Origin of the sequence: Streptomyces sp. NPDC058877 (genome assembly GCF_042742855.1) — a bacterium.
GTDB lineage: Bacteria > Actinomycetota > Actinomycetes > Streptomycetales > Streptomycetaceae > Streptomyces.
This window is the reverse complement of sequence record NZ_JBHYMF010000163.1, coordinates 1-15761: the sequence shown is the minus strand read 5'-3', so window position 1 is coordinate 15761 and position 15761 is coordinate 1. Positions and strand designations below refer to the sequence as shown.

Here is a 15761-nt window from a genome sequence, read left to right as displayed (position 1 = left end):
CGTGCCGCCCGGGCCGGCCTCTCCCGTCCCGCCGGCTCCTCCCGCCCGCGGTCCCTTCCGGCGCGCGACGGACCGGGCGCGGGCTCGGCCGCCGCGGCGACTTCGGCGAGCAGGCGACGGCAGACCGCGGCGAGCTCCGCCGTTCCCGCGGTCAGGTCGACGACCGTCTCCGTGCGGGCCGGGGCGGTCGTCCCCCCGTCGAGGATGCGCCCGGCCCGCAGCAGCGCCCGGTCCTTCCCTCCGGTCGGCGCCAGGCTTATCCAGCGGCGCACGTGCTCACCCCTGATCACCACACCGCCGCCCCGCTCCCGGTACACCGTGTGCTCCCGCCACAGCACCCTGGCCAACTCGTCCGCCGTCTCCCTGAGCTGCACGTACATCGTCTTCCCCCCACGTTCGTCATCGTTCCCCCGGTCCGGCCAGCCGCCGACTCTAGTGCGCCCCGTCGCCCACCCACCCGACGCCCTGCTCGCACGCCCCTTACCCGCCGAAGTCGTACACCGTGACCGCTATCTCCCGCTCCGCGAGCCGCCGCAGGACCAAGGGCTCGACCTTGCTCCAGGAGCCGCCGGCGAGCCCGCAACCGATCCGCGGCATGTGCACGGACGCACCGAGCCCGAGCGCCTCCTCCGCAAGGAGCGCGAGGGCCGCATCGATCGCCTCGTACCGCACGGGAACGCCACGGCTCCGAACCGTCCGCGTCCCCCGCTGGCCCACCAGATTGGCCACCCAGACGGACGGCTCGACCCGGACGAACTGGGCCGCCCCGAGGCCGAAGTCGTTCCCCGCCCGCTCACGGTGCCACCGGCGGTAGGCCGCTTCCGGCTCCGGCCAGCGGCGGGACACCGCCCGGACGAAGCCCTTGCCCCAACCGCCCAGGTCATTGCAGACGTGCGCGACGATCCTGATGCCCTCGCCGTGCGGCGCGGTCGCGTCCCCCCGGACATACGTGATCTCCTTCATGACGATCACGCTACGGCTCGCCACTGACAGCGACGCGGGTCTTTTACACGAGTGGTGCGACAGCAATACTGTTCAAGCGATCCGGACTGGCGGGTCGGTGGTGCGGGAAGCGAGGCGGCTCGGATGGGCGTCGGGAGTGGCGGGGAGGGCGGGCCGAGCTACACCGTGGACGAACTGGCCGCGCGGGCCGGGGTCACGGTGCGGACGGTGCGCTTCTACGGAACCCGGGGATTGCTGCCGCCGCCCGTCATCGGCGCGCGTCGGGTCGGGCACTACGGACAGGACCACCTGTCGCGGCTCGCGCTCATCGAGGAACTGCAGCGACAGGGCATGACGCTGGCGGCGATCGAGCGGTACCTGGAGCAACTGCCGCCCGACCTCAGTGCGCAGGACCTGGCGATCCACCGGGCCCTGGTGGCGTCGTGGGCACCCGAGTCCGCGGAAACGATCACCCGGCGCGAGTTGGACCGGCGGGCCGGGCGCGCGCTGACCGAACGCGACGTGGACCGGCTGGCCGCCATGGGCGTGCTCGACCGCACCGAGGACGCCGATGCCTACCGGCTCGACGGGGCACTGCTCAGGCTCGGGGTGGAGCTCCTGGAGGTGCCGATCGAGCACGAGACGATCCTCGCTTCCCGAACCGTGCTGCTGGAGCACGCGCGGGCGGCGGCCCAGGAGCTTTCCCGACTCTTCCGGGACGAGGTGTGGAGCCCGTACCGGGAGAGCGGGGAGGACCCGGACCACCTGAGCGCGATGAAGTCGCTCTCGGCCCACATGCAGCCGATGGTGGTACAGGCCCTCCTCACGGCGTTCCAGCGGTCGCTGAGCGAGGAGCTTCGGACGGCGTTCCGCGGTCCGTGAGCGCTAGTCGGTGAAGACCTCGCCCCGCTCGGCCTTCTCCACCAGGAGGGCCGGCGGGGCGAACCGCTCGCCGTACGCCTCCGCCAGTTCGCGCGCGCGGGCCACGAAGCCGGCCACCCCGCCCTCGTAGCCGTTGACGTACTGGAGGATGCCACCGGTCCAGGCCGGGAAGCCGATGCCCATGATGGAGCCGATGTTGGCGTCGGCGACCGAGGCCAGTACGCCTTCCTCCAGGAGCCGGACGGTGTCCAGGGCCTCGGAGAAGAGCATCCGCTCCTGCATGTCGCGGAAGGGAATCTCGTACCCGGGCTTCGTGAAGTGCTCGCGCAGTCCCGGCCACAGCTTCCCGCGGCTCCCGTCCTCGCCGTACTCGTAGAAGCCCGCGCCACCGCTGCGGCCGGGGCGGCCGAACTCGTCGACCATGCGGTCGATGACGACCTCGCCCGGGTGGGTGGCCCAGGTGCCGCCGGCCTCCTCGACCGCCCGCTTGGTCTCGTTGCGGATCTTGCGGGGCAGGGTGAGGGTCAGCTCGTCCATGAGGGAGAGGACCTTCGCCGGGTAGCCGGCCTGGGCGGCGGCCTGCTCGATCGAGGCGGGCTCGATGCCCTCGCCGACCATCGCGACGCCTTCGTTGATGAAGTGGCCGATCACCCGGGAGGTGAAGAAGCCGCGCGAGTCGTTGACGACGATCGGCGTCTTGTTGATCTGCCGGACCAGGTCGAAGGCGCGGGCGAGGGCCTCGTCGCCGGTGCGCTCGCCCTTGATGATCTCGACAAGGGGCATCTTGTCGACGGGCGAGAAGAAGTGCAGGCCGATGAAGTCGCCCTGGCGCTCGACCCCCTCGGCGAGGACGGTGATCGGCAGGGTGGAGGTGTTGGAGCAGAGCAGCGCGTCGGGCTCGACGACGTGCTGGATCTCCTGGAAGACCTTGTGCTTGAGGGCCGTGTCCTCGAAGACCGCCTCGATGACCGCGTCGCAGCCGGCCAGATCCGCCGCGTCGGCGGTGGGCGTGATGCGGGCGAGGAGCGCGTCGGCCTTCTCCTGGGTGGTGCGACCACGGGCGACGGCCTTGGCACAGAGCTTCTCGGAGTAGCCCTTGCCCTTGGCGGCGGACTCGGCGGAGACGTCCTTCAGGACGACCTCGATGCCGGCACGGGCGCAGGAGTAAGCGATGCCGGCGCCCATCATGCCGGCGCCGAGGACGGCGACCTTGCGGACCTGGCGGCGCTCGATGCCCCGGGGTCGGCTGGCACCGGAGTTGACGGCCTGGAGGTCGAAGAAGAACGCCTGGATCATGTTCTTCGCGGTCTGGCCGGTGACCAGCTCGGTGAAGTAGCGGGACTCGATGGTGCTGGCGGTCTCGAAGTCGACCTGGGAGCCCTCGACGGCGGCGGCCATGATGGCGCGGGGCGCCGGATAGGGAGCGCCGTTCAGCTGCTTGCGCAGGTTGGCCGGGAAGGCCGGCAGGTTGGCGGCGAACTTCGGGTTCGACGGGGTGCCGCCGGGGATCCGGTAGCCGGGGACGTCCCAGGGCTGTCGGGACTCGGGGTGGGCGTCGATGAAGGCGATGGCCTTCGCCATCATCTCCTCGGGGGTGGCGGCGAGCTCGTGGACGAGTCCGCTCTCCAGGGCGCGCCGGGGGGTGTACTGGGTGCCCTGGAGGAGCACCTTCAGGAGGGCGTCGGTGATGCCCATGAGGCGCACGGTGCGGGTGACTCCGCCGCCGCCGGGCAGCAGGCCGAGGGTGACCTCCGGCAGGCCGATCTTGGAGCCGGACGCTTCGAGGGCCACGCGGTGGTGGGAGGCGAGGGCGATCTCGTAGCCGCCGCCGAGGGCTGCGCCGTTGACGGCGGCGACGACGGGCTTGCCGAGCGTCTCGATGCGGCGCAGTGCGCCCTTCATCTCGAGGGCGGCCTCGAAGATGTCCCGGGCGTGCTCAGGACCCGCCTGGATCATGTCCTTGAGGTCGCCGCCCGCGAAGAAGGTCTTCTTCGCGGAGGTGTAGATGATGCCGCGGATGGAGTCCTTCTCGGCCTCCAGACGGTCGGCGGTCGCGGTGATCGAGGCCCGGAAGGCCTGGTTCATGGTGTTGGCGGACTGGTCGGGGTCGTCCAGGACGAGGGTGACGATCCCGGTCTCGTCCTGCTCCCAGCGGATGGTGGTGCTCTCGGTCATCGGGTTCTCTCCGTAAGGGGTTCGGACGGGACGGTCAGACGCGCTCGACGACGGTGGCGATGCCCATGCCGCCGCCCACGCAGAGGGTGGCGAGGCCGTAGCGCTTGTCCTGGCGCTCCAGTTCGTCGACGAGGGTGCCGAGGATCATCGCGCCCGTGGCGCCGAGCGGGTGGCCGAGCGCGATGGCGCCGCCGTTGACGTTGACCTTGTCCAGTGAGGTGCCCATGTCCTTGACGAAGCGCAGGACGACGGCCGCGAAGGCCTCGTTGATCTCGATCAGGTCGATGTCGTCGATGGTGAGGCCGGCCTTGGCGAGGGCCTTGCGGGTTGCCGGGGCGGGGCCGGTGAGCATGATGGTCGGCTCGGAGCCGGAGACGGCCGCCGAAACGATCCGGGCGCGCGGGGTGAGCCCGTACCGCTCACCGACCTCCCTGGAGCCGATGGCGACGAGCGAGGCTCCGTCGACGATGCCGGAGGAGTTGCCCGCGTGGTGGACGTGGTCGATCTCCTCGACCCAGTGGTACTTCTGCAGGGCGACGGCGTCGAAGCCGCCAAGCTCGCCGATGTCGGCGAAGGAGGGCTTGAGGCGGGCGAGGGAGTCGGCGGTGGTGCCGGGGCGCAGGTGCTCGTCGTGGTCCAGGACGGTGAGACCGGCACGGTCCTTGACGGGGACGACGGAACGGGCGAAACGGCCGTCCTTCCAGGCCGCGGCGGCGCGCTCCTGGGAGAGGGCGGCGTACTCGTCGACGTCGCGGCGGGTGAAGCCCTCGATGGTGGCGATGAGGTCGGCGCCGATGCCCTGGGGGACGAAGTTGGTCTCCAGGTTGGTCATCGGGTCGGCGAACCAGGCACCGCCGTCGGAGGCCATCGGGACGCGGGACATGGACTCGACGCCACCCGCGAGGACCAGGTCCTCCCAGCCGGAGCGGACCTTCATGGCGGCCATGTTGACGGCTTCGAGGCCGGAGGCACAGAAGCGGTTCTCCTGGACGCCGGCGACGGTGTCGGGGAGGCCCGCGGCGATGGCGGCGATCCGGGCGATGTCGGACCCCTGGTCGCCGACCGGGCCGACGACGCCGAGGACGATGTCGTCGATGGCGGCCGGGTCGAGTCCGGGGTGGCGGGCCTGGATCTCGCGGATGAGGCCGACGACCAGGTCGATGGGCTTGGTGCCGTGCAGGGAGCCATTGGCCTTGCCGCGTCCGCGCGGGGTGCGGATCGCGTCGTACACGTACGCTTCGGTGCTCACGGAAAGCCTTTCGCGATGAGGGTGTGAGGAGACGGGCGGCGGGAGGTCAGCCGAGGAGGGAACGGCCGATGATCTCCTTCATGATCTCGGTGGTACCGCCGTAAATGGTCTGGATGCGGCCGTCGGTGAAGGCGCGGGCGACCGGGAATTCGCTCATGTAGCCGTATCCGCCGTGCAGTTGCAGGCAGCGGTCGGCGACCCGCTTCTGGAGTTCGGTCGCCCACCACTTGGCCATGGAGGCGTGGACGGCGTCGAGCCCTCCGTCGTCGTGCTCCTCGATGCACCGGTCGACGAAGGTCCGGGTGACGGCGCACTCGGTGGCCATCTCGGCGATCTCGAAGCGGATGTGCTGCAGCCGGGAGAGCGGACGGCCGAACGCCTCCCTCTCCTTGACGTACCGGGTGGTGATCTCCAGGAGGTGCTCGGCCCCCGCGATGCCGGCGACGGCGATGGCGAGGCGCTCCTGGGCCAGATTGGTCATGAGGTGGATGAAGGCGCCGTTCAGCTCGCCGAGCAGGTTCTCCTTGGGGACGCGGACGTCGGTGAAGAAGAGTTCCGCGGTGTCCTGGGACTTCTGACCGATCTTGTCCAGGTTCCGGCCGCGTTCGAAGCCCTCCGCCCCCCGCTCGACGACGAGCAGGGAGAGACCGTGGGCACCGCCCTCGGGGGTGGTCCGGGCGACGACGACGACCAGGTCGGCGAGGACGCCGTTGGAGATGAAGGTCTTGGAGCCGTTGAGGACCCAGTGGTCCCCGTGGTCCTCGGCGGTGGTGCGGATCCCCTGGAGGTCGGAGCCGGCACCGGGTTCCGTCATGGCGATGGCGGTGATGATCTCACCGGAGCAGAAGCCGGGCAGCCAACGTCGCTTCTGCTCCTCGGTCCCGAGCGAGGTGAGGTACGGACCGATGATGTCGTTATGCAGGCCGATGGCGAGGCCGGGCGCCCCGGCCCGGGTGAACTCCTCGGCGAGGACGGCGCCGTAGCGGAAGTCGGGGTTGCCGCCGCCTCCGTACTCCTCGTCGACGGCGAGCCCGAGGAGTCCCTGGCGGCCTGCGGCGAGCCAGGCCTCGCGGGAGACGATGCCGTCCTTCTCCCACTGCGCGTAGTGGGGCAGCACCTCCTTCTCCAGGAAGGTGCGCACGGTCGTGCGGAACGCCTCGTGGTCCTCGGTGTAGAGCTGACGCTTCATGCTTCGGGCTCCAGGGTCTTGAGGGTGGGGACGGCCCAGTCGTGGGCGACGCCGGCGGTGTCGGCACCGGGCAGGGCGGGCCCCCTGCGGAGGGTGCCGGGGGTGACGGAGAATCGGGGTGCGGGGGCCGGCTGGGCGGTCCCGCCCTGCTCGACGAAGGTGGCCCGGGCCGCCAGATGGGGGTGGGACGGGGCTTCGTGCAGGGAGAGGACGGGGGCGACGCAGGCGTCGGAGCCGTCGAACACGGCGGCCCATTCCTCACGGGTGCGGCTCCGGAAGCGGTCCGCGACGGCCCCGCGCAGTTCGGACCACCGGGCGAGGTCGTGGCGGGGCGGAACGGCGTCCTCGACCCCGAGCAGACGGACGAACTCGACGTAGAACCGCTCTTCCAGGGCGCCGACCGCCATGTGGCCGCCGTCGGAGGTCTCGTACACGCCGTAGAAGGGGCAGCCGCCGTCGAGCAGGTTGACCCCCCTGCGGTCCTGCCAGCTGCCGGCCGCGAGCATGCCGTGGATCATGGTGGTGAGGTGGGCGGCACCGTCGACGACGGCGGCGTCGACGACCTGGCCCTCGCCGTGTGTCCGGGCGTGCTGAAGGGCCGCGAGGACACCGATGACGAGGTAGAGGGAGCCGCCCGCGTAGTCGCCGAGGAGGTTCGCGGGGATGGCGGGCGGCCCGTCGGGGTCGGGGCCGATCATGCCGAGGGCTCCGGTGATCGCGATGTAGCCGATGTCGTGCCCGGCGGTCGCGGCGAGCGGGCCTTCCTGGCCCCAGCCGGTCATCCGGCCGTAGACGAGGCGCGGGTTGCGGGCGAGGCAGGGCTCCGGTCCGACGCCGAGGCGCTCGGCAACGCCGGGCCGGTAGCCCTCGATCAGGACGTCGGCCCGCTCGACGAGGTCGAGCACGACGGCGGGACCGTCCTCGGCCTTGAGGTCGACGAGGACGGAGCGCTTGTTGCGGTTGGTGAGGTCCCGGGCGGGGTCGATGCCGAGGCCGGCACCGCCGGGGCGGTCGACGCGCACCACGTCGGCACCGAGGTCGGCCAGCAGCATGGCGGCGAAGGGACCGGGGCCGATCCCGGCGAGTTCGACCACCCGCACCCCCGCGAGGGGGCCGTTCCGAGCCGTGTGCGTCGTGCTCATCGAGCCCCCAGAAGTATGTGACACCAATGATGTAACACCAGAGATGCTAGGAACGTGTTCCACTCGACACAAGCCCCCCGGCCGAGCAAGCGCTTGGAAAATGCGGAGCCCCGGACTTCCGCTATCCTCCGCCGACGACAACCGCGCTCGGCGGCGCGGTACGGCCGAAACGAGGGGCTTGATGGAGACAGGGGCGGGCGTGGGGCGCGAGACCGGCGCGAGACCGTATGACGTGGTGCTCTTCGGGGCGACCGGCTTCGTGGGCGAGCTCACCGCGGAGTACCTGGCCGAGCAGGCCCCGCCGGAGTGCCGCTGGGCGCTCGCCGGGCGCAGCATCGGCAAGCTGGAGGCGCTGCGGGACCGGCTCGCCACCGGGCGCCCGCACCTCGCCGCCCTGCCCCTGCTCCTCGCGGATTCCGCCGACCCGGACTCGCTGCGCGCCCTGGCCGAGTCCGCCCGGGTGGTGGCGACCACCGTCGGACCCTACGTCTGGTACGGCGAGGGGCTGGTCGCCGCCTGCGCGGAGGCCGGCACGGACTACCTGGACCTGACCGGCGAGACCGAGTTCGTGGACCGCGTGTTCGTCCGGCACGACGCGCGGGCCCGGGAGACCGGCGCACGGATCGTGCACGCCTGCGGCTTCGACTCCGTCCCGCACGACCTGGGCGTGCACTTCACCGTCCACCAGCTGCCGGAGGGCGTGCCGCTGCGCATCGACGGCTTCGTCCGGGCCGGTGCCGCCTTCTCCGGCGGCACCTTCGCGTCCGCCCTGACCGCGCTCGGCCGGGGCCGGGAAGTGCTGCGGGCCGCACGCGAACGGCGCCTGTACGAGCCGCGGTTGGTGGGCCGCCGGGCCCGCGCACCGCTGGGCGGACCGAGGTTCAGTCGGGAGACGGGTACCTGGGCGCTACCGCTTCCGACGCTCGACCCCCGGGTCGTGGCCCGTTCTGCCGCGTCACTCGAACGGTACGGGCCGGACTTCCGCTACCGCCACTACGCCTCCGTGAAGACCCTTCCGATGGCCCTCGGAGGCGCCGCAGCCGCCGGCGCGACCGCAGCGGTCGCCCAGCTCGCCCCGGTCCGCTCGTGGTTGACGGAGCGCTACGCCTCGGGGCAGGGGCCTTCGGCCGAGCGGCGCGCCCGCAGTTGGTTCTCCGTGCGGTTCGTGGGGGAGGGCGGCGGACGGCGGGTCTTCACGGAGGTGTCGGGCGGCGACCCCGGCTACGACGAGACGGCCAGGATGCTCGCCGAGTCGACCCTCTGCCTCGCCTTCGACCCGCTCCCGAAGACGGCCGGCCAGGTGACGACGGCGACGGCCATGGGTGATGCGCTGATCGACAGGCTGCAGGCGGCGGGCATCCGCTTCCGGGTGGCGCACCGGGGGTAGCCCGCCCCGGCCGGCGGCCCCTCGCCGCCGGAGCCGCGAGGGGCCGCGAGGGGCCGACGCCTCAGGGCCACACGAGGCGGAAGGGGTGGCCCGCCGGGTCCGCGTAGATGCGCACCCCGCCGCCCCCGTCGTCGAGCGGTACGGCCCCGAGGGCGAGGACGGCCTCATGGGCGGCGGCCAGGTCGTCGACCCGCACGTCGAGGTGGAACTGCTGCTCCGGGGCGCCCCAGACGGGCGGGCTGTGATCGGCGACGCCCTGGAAGACGAGCACCGGCCCGCTGGCGCAGCGCAGGACCACCGACCCTCCGCCGACGGCCCACCGGGGATCGCCCTCCTCCACCTCACCACCGATCAACCCTTGGTAGAAGCGGGCGAGTTCAGGGGCATCGGGGCAGTCGAGGACGATGCCGCGCAGTCGCCCGATCACCCGGTGGCCCCGGTGCCGAGGACGTACGGGATGGCACGGGCCCGGGCCCGGGCGAACGGTCCGGAGGCGCTCGGACCCGGGCCACGGTCGTGGCCGTGCGGCCGGGCGGGAAGGGGTGCTGTCATGCGCCCCACCCTGCCCGCCTCGGGCCACGGGCCGGTATCCGTACGGGTACTCAACTCGCCCTGTGCGAACTGGGCATCCGAGCGGACTGCGCCCGGTGAGGCCGTCCGTCACCCCGGCCCGCCCCCGCGGACCGCTCGTCCCCGCGGACCGCTCGTCCCCATGGGCCGCCCGTCCTTCCGGCCCCCGACCTTTCGGCCGGACGTCCGCGGTGGCCGCCGGATCGGCTGCCCGGACCGCCGGAACCGCTCCCCGCCGGGACCGCTCGGCCCGCGGTCGTAGGGCTCGCGACCGAATGCGCCCCCGCCCTCGGGGCGATGCCCGGGAGGTCCCCCCTGCCTAGGCTGACCCCGCCCGAGCAGGATCGACGACGAGGAGCGCCCCGCGCCCGCCACCGGTCAGAGTCACATCCGCATCGCCCGTCCGTCGCGCGACCTGGCCGCGGCGGAACGCTTCTGGGTCGAAGGGCTCGGACTGAGCGTGCTGTTCCGGTCGGAGGGCGGGGGCTCCCCGGACCGGCACGAGCTGCTGATGATCGGTTGGCCGGACGCCTCCTGGCACCTCGAACTCGTCCACGACGGCGCCGTCGAGCCGCGGCCCACCGAGGAGGACCTGCTCGTGGTCTACCTCGACGAACAGGTTCCAAAATCGCTGGTCTCCCGCCTGACGGCCCACGGCGGCACGCGCGTACCGGCCCGCAACCCCTACTGGGACGCTTGGGGCACCAGCATCGAGGACCCGGACGGTTACCGGCTGGTCCTCAGCACGCGGAACTGGACGAACTCCTGACCCTCCCCGTCGGGACCGCACGGGCCGCAGGCCGGCGCAGGGGAACCAACGGTGGGCGCGTCCGTCCTGCCGCTCCGTTCAGAGACCCCCCGACGCTTCCTTGAGGGCGCGGCGGCAGAGGGAATCCGCGCGCCGGGTGGTCTCCGGGATCCGATAGCGGGGAGTGAGACGGAGGGTATGGGCACAGGCACGGACGAGGGAGACCCGGTGGCCCACCGATACGAACACGGGCTTCACCCCGGTCCGGGTGCGCAGGGCCCGGCCGACCTCCTCTCCCTCGGCCAGCAGCGGGGCGGTGTCACCGCGCTCGGGGCCGGGCTGGGCGTGGGTGAAGGCGAAGGGGTTCTTGGCGACGCCGATCGACGGCCGTCCGGTGAGCACCCCGAGATGGCTGGCGAGCCCGAAGCGGCGGGGGTGCGCGAGGCCGTAGCCGTCGCAGACCAGCAGGCCCGGATCTGCGGTCAGGGCGTCGAGCGCGGCAAGCAGGGTGGGGATCTCCCGGAAGGCGAGGAGCCCGGGGACGTAGGGGAAGGAGACCCGGCCGACCGCCGTGGCCTCCTCCACCACGCCCAGGGTCCGTGCGTCGAGCACGACGACCGCGGCGGCAACGAGGTCCCGTTCGTCGTCATAGGCCACGTCGAGGCCCGTGACGTGGCCCTCGCCGACCGCCGGCCCCTCCTCGTCGTGCACGAGCCGCCCGCGCAGCTCCTCCTGGACTGCGCGGGCTGCGCTCTCGTCTGCGGGCCAGCCTGCCGGAATCTCGATGATCGTCATGGTGCGGATCACCCTACGACCGGTCGAACGTCCTTCCCAAGGGCCAAAACGCCGCCCCGGGCCGAGGGCGCGACAGGTAGCCTGACGATCATGTTCGTACTGGAATTGACCTACACCGCCCCCGTCGAGCGGGTGGACGCGCTGCTCGACGCGCATGTCGAGTGGCTCGACGCGCAGTACGCCGCCGGCGTGTTCCTGGCGTCGGGGCGGAAGAACCCGCGGGACGGCGGGGTGATCCTGGCCGCCGGGGTCGACCGCGCGGAGATCGAGAAGATCGCGGCGGCCGACCCGTTCAGCGTCGAGGGCGTGTGCGCCTACCGGATCACGGAGTTCTACGCGACCAAGACGGTCGACGGGATCTCCGCGTACCGGGACCAGCTGCCCGTCTAGGGGGTTGTGCGGGTCCCCCCGCACGGCTTGCGGGCGGACCGGGCTACTTCCCGAACGCCCCCCAGGGCCGTGCCAGTCGGGCGATCCGGCCCTTCTCCCCCGAGGCCCAGCAGGAGCCGTCGGGCGTGCAGTCGACCGTGTCGTAGGAGCCGGTGTCGACGGTGCGCCAGGTGCGGCCCCCGTCAGTGGTGAGGTCGGTGCCGGTGGGGCCGACGGCGAGCGCCGTGGTGCCGCGGTGCGGGAGCCAGGCGACGCCGGAGCGGTAGGCGGGCGGCGGGGTGGCGGAAGCGGCCCAGGTGCGGCCCGCGTCCCCCGTCACTGCGGCGGCCCTGGGCGAGGGCTGGTCCTTGCGGTAGTCACCGCCGACGGCGATGCCGTGCCGACGGTCCCGGAAGGCGAGCGCGAACACGCCCTTGGCCCCCTCCCCCGCGGGGATCGTGGTCTCGGTGGCCGTCCAGTTCAGCCCCCGGTCCGCGGAGTGCAGCACGCGCCCGGTCGCCCCTCCACCGGTCGCCAGCCACACGTCCTTCGGCCCCGATGACACCAGGCACTGCCCGCTCGCCGCGAAGCCGGCCTCGCCGGGCAGTGCGTCCGGCATCCCGGCGTTCGGGAGGACCTGCCAGGAACGGCCGCCGTCGCGGGTGGAGAGGATGCGGTACTTCCCGTCCACCGGATCGCTCATCGCGAGCCCGTGCCGGTGGTCGAAGAAGGTCATGCAGTCGTAGAAGGCCTGGGCGTCGGCGTTGCGGAAGGTTTCCGTCCAAGTCGTGCCGCCGTCCTCGGTCCGCAGCACCCGGGACGCCTCGCCCTCTCCGATGGCGAGGACGACGGCCCGGCGGGCGTCGAAGGCCTCGACGTCACGGAACTCCAGCTCGCCCGCGTCCGGCGGTGAGACGTCGCGCCAGCTCCGGCCGCCGTCCGTGGTGCGCAGCACGGTGCCCTTCGAGCCCGCGGCCCACGCGGTCCTGCGGTCGACCGGTGCGAGCCCGCGGAAGCGGGCGTCGGTGCCGGTCGACGTCAGCTGCCAGCCGGCCGCGGCCGTGGGGGTCTCCCCGGCCCGCGCCGGGGCTGCCAGGGTCAGCGCCAGCGCCGCCCCGATCAGCCCCACCGACATCGTTCGTCTCGTCTTCCCCATGGACGTCATGGCGCCGGAAGCTAGCGCCCCGGGCGGCTACCCGTCCAGGGTGCGTCCCCGGCCCGACCTTCCTAGGCTGGAGCGCATGACGGACCGTACGAGCGAGCACGAGCGGGTGGCCGCCGGGCGTTCTGGGCGCGGGGAGCGCCCGGAGCCCGAGCTGCCCGGGATCAAGGAGTACGAGGGCGAGGGCATCACCGTCACGTTCGAGCCGCGCCGCTGCCTGCACGCCGCCGCGTGCGTCCACGGCCTGCCGGAGGTCTTCGACCTGTCCCGGCGTCCCTGGGTGTTGCCCGGTGCCGCCGAGCCCGAGCGGGTGGCAGAGGTGGTCCGCCGCTGCCCGTCCGGGGCGCTCCAGTACCGCGACCGCACGGAGAAGGCACCGCCCGAGCCGCCGGACTCCCCCACCACGGTGCGGCGCACGCCCTCCGGCCAGCTGGTGGTCCGGGGCGATCTGATCGTCACGGGGGCATACGGGGACCGGCACGAGACGCGGGTGGTGCTCTGTGCCTGCGGAGCCTCCGGAAACCAGCCGTACTGCGACCGTTCCGGCCCGTGCGGCAAGGCGGACGATGACGTTCCCGAGGAGCGCTGACGCGACCGGTCCCTGCCGGCAGCACTTCCGCGCGGGCCGTGCGCGCCCCGCCCCGCCCGGGCTCTGCCCGCTTCCGGGCCGGTGGACACACTGACCGGAGCACTCCGGCTCCCCGCCCCGGCTGCCGCTCCGGACGTCTCCGGAATCCCCGGTGACACAGCTCACGTGGGGCCCCAATGCACGTTCCGCTTGTCTTGCTCGTCTTCACTGGTGTCAGGTGGCCTGGTGTCGGGGAGACGCCCAGGATCCGAAGCCCGTGTGAGAGGAGCCGGCCTTGTCCGCCGTCATCGAGCAGGCCGTGCAGGCCCGTCTGGTCGCGTCCGCTCCCCGGATGGAGACCGTCCCGGCCACCCTGCGGTACGACCGTGAGGATCCGTACGCCGTGAGCATGGCCTTTCCGCCGCCGGCCACCCTGGAGGGCGTGGAGGTCTCCTGGGCCTTCGCACGCGACCTCCTCGTCCAGGGGGTCGAGCGCCCGGCCGGCGTCGGGGACGTGCGCCTGCGGCCGTACGGGTACGACCGCACAGTGGTCGAGTTCCACGCTCCGGAAGGGGTCGCGATGGTCCACGTCCGGACCTCGGAGCTGCGCCGCTTCCTGGAGCGCTCCCAGCACCTGGTGCCGACCGGACGGGAGCACCAGTACCTGGACTGGGACCAGGACCTGGTGGAACTGCTCCGCGGCCAGTCGTAGCAGGACTCCGGCCGCGTTTAATTCGTTTGCCGTCCCCCGGGCCGGATCGTACGGTCGGTCCTGACCCCGTCGTCACCCGATCGGAGAAGGACGTTGCTCGTCTGAGGTTGCGAGACACCGAGCCGCGCGTGCCCCTCGTGCCGCGTGTGCCGTTCTCGACCTCGGCGTACGAGCCGTTCTCCCTGCTGCCCGCGCCCCGGTGTCTCTCGCGTTGCCCTCTTCTGCACCCACGCGACCCGGGAGGCCTCCATGGCACATCACCCCACGTTCATCACCTGCTCCTCGCTCTCCTTCTCCTGGCCGGACGGCACCGAGGTCCTCGACGACTTCCGGCTCTCGGTCGGCCCCGGCCGCACCGGGCTCGTCGGACTGAACGGCTCCGGCAAGTCCACCCTCCTGAAGCTGATCGCCGGCGAGTCGACCCCCGCGTCCGGCACGGTACGGGTCACCGGGGAGCTCGGCTACCTGCCGCAGAACCTGGTCCTGGACACCTCACGACGGGTCGACGAGATCCTCGGCATCGCCGCCAAGCGGGCCGCCCTGCACGCGATCGAGGCGGGCGACGCCTCCGAGGAGCACTTCACCGCCCTCGCCGACGACTGGGACGTGGAGGAGCGGGCCCGGGCCGCGCTCGACCAGCTCGGGCTCGACTCCATCGGCCTGGACCGGACCGTCGGCGAGGTCTCGGGCGGCGAATCGGTGCTGTTGCGCCTGGCCGCACTGCTGCTCGCGCGGCCCGACGTACTGCTGCTCGACGAACCGACCAACAACCTGGACCTGCACGCCCGCGCCCGTCTGTACGAGGCGGTGGAGAACTGGTCCGGAGTGCTGCTCGTGGTCAGCCACGACCGTGAACTCCTCGAAAGGGTCGATCAGATCGCCGACCTGCGGGACGGGACGGTCACCTGGTACGGCGGCAACTGGTCCGCGTACGAGGCGGCGCTCGCCGCCGAACAGGAGGCGGCAGAAAGGATGGTGCGGGTTGCCGAGGCCGATGTGCAGCGCCAGAAGCGCGAGTTGGCCGACACACAGGTGAGGACGGCGCGCCGCAAGCGGTACGGCCAGAAGAGCTTCGAGAACAAGGTCGCCTCCAAGATCGTGGCGAACGGGCGGAAGCGCGACGCGCAGGTCACGGCGGGCAAGCAGCGCACGCTGCACACGGAGCGCCTCTCGGAGGCGAAGGAACGGCTCGACGCGGCCGTGGAAGCGGTACGGGACGACGACGAAGTGCGGATCGAGCTGCCCCGCACCTCGGTTCCGCCGGGGCGCGAGGTCCTCTACCTGAAGGACCTGGAGCTGCGGCACGGAGCTCGGGTGGGCGGCGCGTTCGAGCTGCGCGGCCCGGAACGGATCGCGTTGGTGGGGCGGAACGGGGCCGGGAAGACGACGCTGCTCCGAACCGTCGCCGGCGAGCTGGAGCCGCTGTCGGGCGAGGTGACGGCCCGGGTTCCGCTCCGCTTCCTGCCCCAGCGGCTCGACCTGCTCGACGACGGACTGAGCATCGTGGAGAACGTGGCCCGCTTCGCGCCCACGGCGACGGGGAACACGATCAGGGCGCGGCTGGCACGGTTCCTCTTCCGGGGCGCCCGGGCGGACCAGCCCGTCGGCACCCTGTCCGGCGGGGAGCGGTTCCGGGCTACGCTCGCCGCACTGCTGCTCGCAGAGCCGGCGCCACAGCTGCTGATGCTGGACGAACCGACGAACAACCTCGACATGGCGTCGGTGCGGAAGCTGGCGGCGGCCCTCGACGCCTACGAAGGCGCCTTGGTCGTGGCGAGCCACGACGTGGCCTTCCTGGAGTCCCTGGGGATGACCCGCTGGCTGCTGCTCGACGGCGAACTGCGCCCGACGACCCCGGAAGAGGTGCGGGG

Annotated in this window: 17 protein-coding genes; 7 read left to right on the top strand and 10 right to left on the bottom strand. The window is 72.4% G+C overall.

Annotated features, from left to right (window positions below):
* A partial coding sequence (locus ACFW2Y_RS28140) for a hypothetical protein (RefSeq protein ID WP_384884803.1) occupies window positions 1-380 on the bottom strand: 380 nt, incomplete at its 3' end.
* 100 nt (window positions 381-480) lie between these two features.
* A complete protein-coding gene (locus ACFW2Y_RS28135) occupies window positions 481-963 on the bottom strand; it encodes an Appr-1-p processing protein (RefSeq protein WP_384884801.1) in 483 nt (160 codons plus the stop codon).
* 123 nt (window positions 964-1086) lie between these two features.
* Here ACFW2Y_RS28135 and ACFW2Y_RS28130 point away from each other — a divergent pair, with 123 nt between their 5' ends.
* Window positions 1087-1824 carry a MerR family transcriptional regulator gene (locus ACFW2Y_RS28130; RefSeq protein ID WP_384884799.1) on the top strand — a complete coding sequence of 246 codons (738 nt, stop codon included), beginning with the start codon at window positions 1087-1089 and terminating at the stop codon, window positions 1822-1824.
* A 3-nt stretch (window positions 1825-1827) separates the two neighbouring features.
* On the opposite strand, the gene ACFW2Y_RS28125 is transcribed toward ACFW2Y_RS28130, so the two are convergent.
* From ACFW2Y_RS28125 to ACFW2Y_RS28110, 4 genes are read right to left on the bottom strand one after another with little or no spacing between them, the layout of a single operon-like run.
* Window positions 1828-3999, bottom strand: a complete 2172-nt coding sequence (locus tag ACFW2Y_RS28125) for a 3-hydroxyacyl-CoA dehydrogenase NAD-binding domain-containing protein (RefSeq protein WP_384884797.1) — start codon at window positions 3997-3999, stop codon at window positions 1828-1830.
* A 34-nt stretch (window positions 4000-4033) separates the two neighbouring features.
* Window positions 4034-5248 carry an acetyl-CoA C-acetyltransferase gene (locus ACFW2Y_RS28120; RefSeq protein WP_384884795.1) on the bottom strand — a complete coding sequence of 405 codons (1215 nt, stop codon included), beginning with the start codon at window positions 5246-5248 and terminating at the stop codon, window positions 4034-4036.
* Window positions 5249-5294: 46 nt separating this feature from the next.
* Entirely contained in the window at window positions 5295-6437 is a 1143-nt protein-coding gene (locus ACFW2Y_RS28115; RefSeq protein WP_384884793.1) for an acyl-CoA dehydrogenase family protein, read from the bottom strand.
* Window positions 6434-7579: a CaiB/BaiF CoA transferase family protein gene (locus tag ACFW2Y_RS28110; RefSeq protein WP_384884791.1), complete on the bottom strand. Its 1146-nt coding sequence runs from the start codon at window positions 7577-7579 to the stop codon at window positions 6434-6436. Before ACFW2Y_RS28110 ends, ACFW2Y_RS28115 begins: the two co-directional genes overlap by 4 nt.
* 181 nt (window positions 7580-7760) lie before the next feature.
* On the opposite strand from ACFW2Y_RS28110, the gene ACFW2Y_RS28105 reads away from it, so the two are divergent.
* Window positions 7761-8966 carry a saccharopine dehydrogenase family protein gene (locus ACFW2Y_RS28105; RefSeq protein WP_384884789.1) on the top strand — a complete coding sequence of 402 codons (1206 nt, stop codon included), beginning with the start codon at window positions 7761-7763 and terminating at the stop codon, window positions 8964-8966.
* Window positions 8967-9027: 61 nt separating this feature from the next.
* On the opposite strand, the gene ACFW2Y_RS28100 is transcribed toward ACFW2Y_RS28105, so the two are convergent.
* Window positions 9028-9393: a VOC family protein gene (locus ACFW2Y_RS28100; protein ID WP_384884787.1), complete on the bottom strand. Its 366-nt coding sequence runs from the start codon at window positions 9391-9393 to the stop codon at window positions 9028-9030.
* Window positions 9390-9518 carry a hypothetical protein gene (locus ACFW2Y_RS28095; protein ID WP_384884785.1) on the bottom strand — a complete coding sequence of 43 codons (129 nt, stop codon included), beginning with the start codon at window positions 9516-9518 and terminating at the stop codon, window positions 9390-9392. The genes ACFW2Y_RS28100 and ACFW2Y_RS28095 overlap by 4 nt, the downstream gene beginning before the upstream one ends.
* 361 nt (window positions 9519-9879) lie before the next feature.
* On the opposite strand from ACFW2Y_RS28095, the gene ACFW2Y_RS28090 reads away from it, so the two are divergent.
* The gene (locus tag ACFW2Y_RS28090) at window positions 9880-10305 is read left to right on the top strand and encodes a VOC family protein (RefSeq protein WP_384884805.1); all 426 of its coding nucleotides are present in this window, start codon (window positions 9880-9882) and stop codon (window positions 10303-10305) included.
* Between the two features lie 78 nt (window positions 10306-10383).
* Here ACFW2Y_RS28090 and ACFW2Y_RS28085 read toward each other — a convergent pair whose 3' ends face one another.
* Window positions 10384-11079: an endonuclease V gene (locus ACFW2Y_RS28085; RefSeq protein WP_384884783.1), complete on the bottom strand. Its 696-nt coding sequence runs from the start codon at window positions 11077-11079 to the stop codon at window positions 10384-10386.
* 90 nt (window positions 11080-11169) lie between these two features.
* Here ACFW2Y_RS28085 and ACFW2Y_RS28080 point away from each other — a divergent pair, with 90 nt between their 5' ends.
* Window positions 11170-11469, top strand: coding sequence for a YciI family protein (locus tag ACFW2Y_RS28080; RefSeq protein WP_384884781.1), 300 nt, complete (start codon window positions 11170-11172; stop codon window positions 11467-11469).
* A 43-nt stretch (window positions 11470-11512) separates the two neighbouring features.
* Here the strand turns inward: ACFW2Y_RS28080 and ACFW2Y_RS28075 are convergent, their stop codons facing one another.
* Window positions 11513-12613: a WD40/YVTN/BNR-like repeat-containing protein gene (locus ACFW2Y_RS28075; protein ID WP_384884779.1), complete on the bottom strand. Its 1101-nt coding sequence runs from the start codon at window positions 12611-12613 to the stop codon at window positions 11513-11515.
* Between the two features lie 76 nt (window positions 12614-12689).
* Here ACFW2Y_RS28075 and ACFW2Y_RS28070 point away from each other — a divergent pair, with 76 nt between their 5' ends.
* The 3 genes from ACFW2Y_RS28070 to ACFW2Y_RS28060 all read left to right on the top strand — a co-directional run.
* Window positions 12690-13199: a (4Fe-4S)-binding protein gene (locus tag ACFW2Y_RS28070; protein WP_384884777.1), complete on the top strand. Its 510-nt coding sequence runs from the start codon at window positions 12690-12692 to the stop codon at window positions 13197-13199.
* 274 nt (window positions 13200-13473) lie between these two features.
* Window positions 13474-13890 carry an SsgA family sporulation/cell division regulator gene (locus ACFW2Y_RS28065; protein ID WP_384884775.1) on the top strand — a complete coding sequence of 139 codons (417 nt, stop codon included), beginning with the start codon at window positions 13474-13476 and terminating at the stop codon, window positions 13888-13890.
* Between the two features lie 249 nt (window positions 13891-14139).
* On the top strand, window positions 14140-15761 hold a 1622-nt coding region (locus tag ACFW2Y_RS28060; protein WP_384884774.1), incomplete at its 3' end, for an ABC-F family ATP-binding cassette domain-containing protein.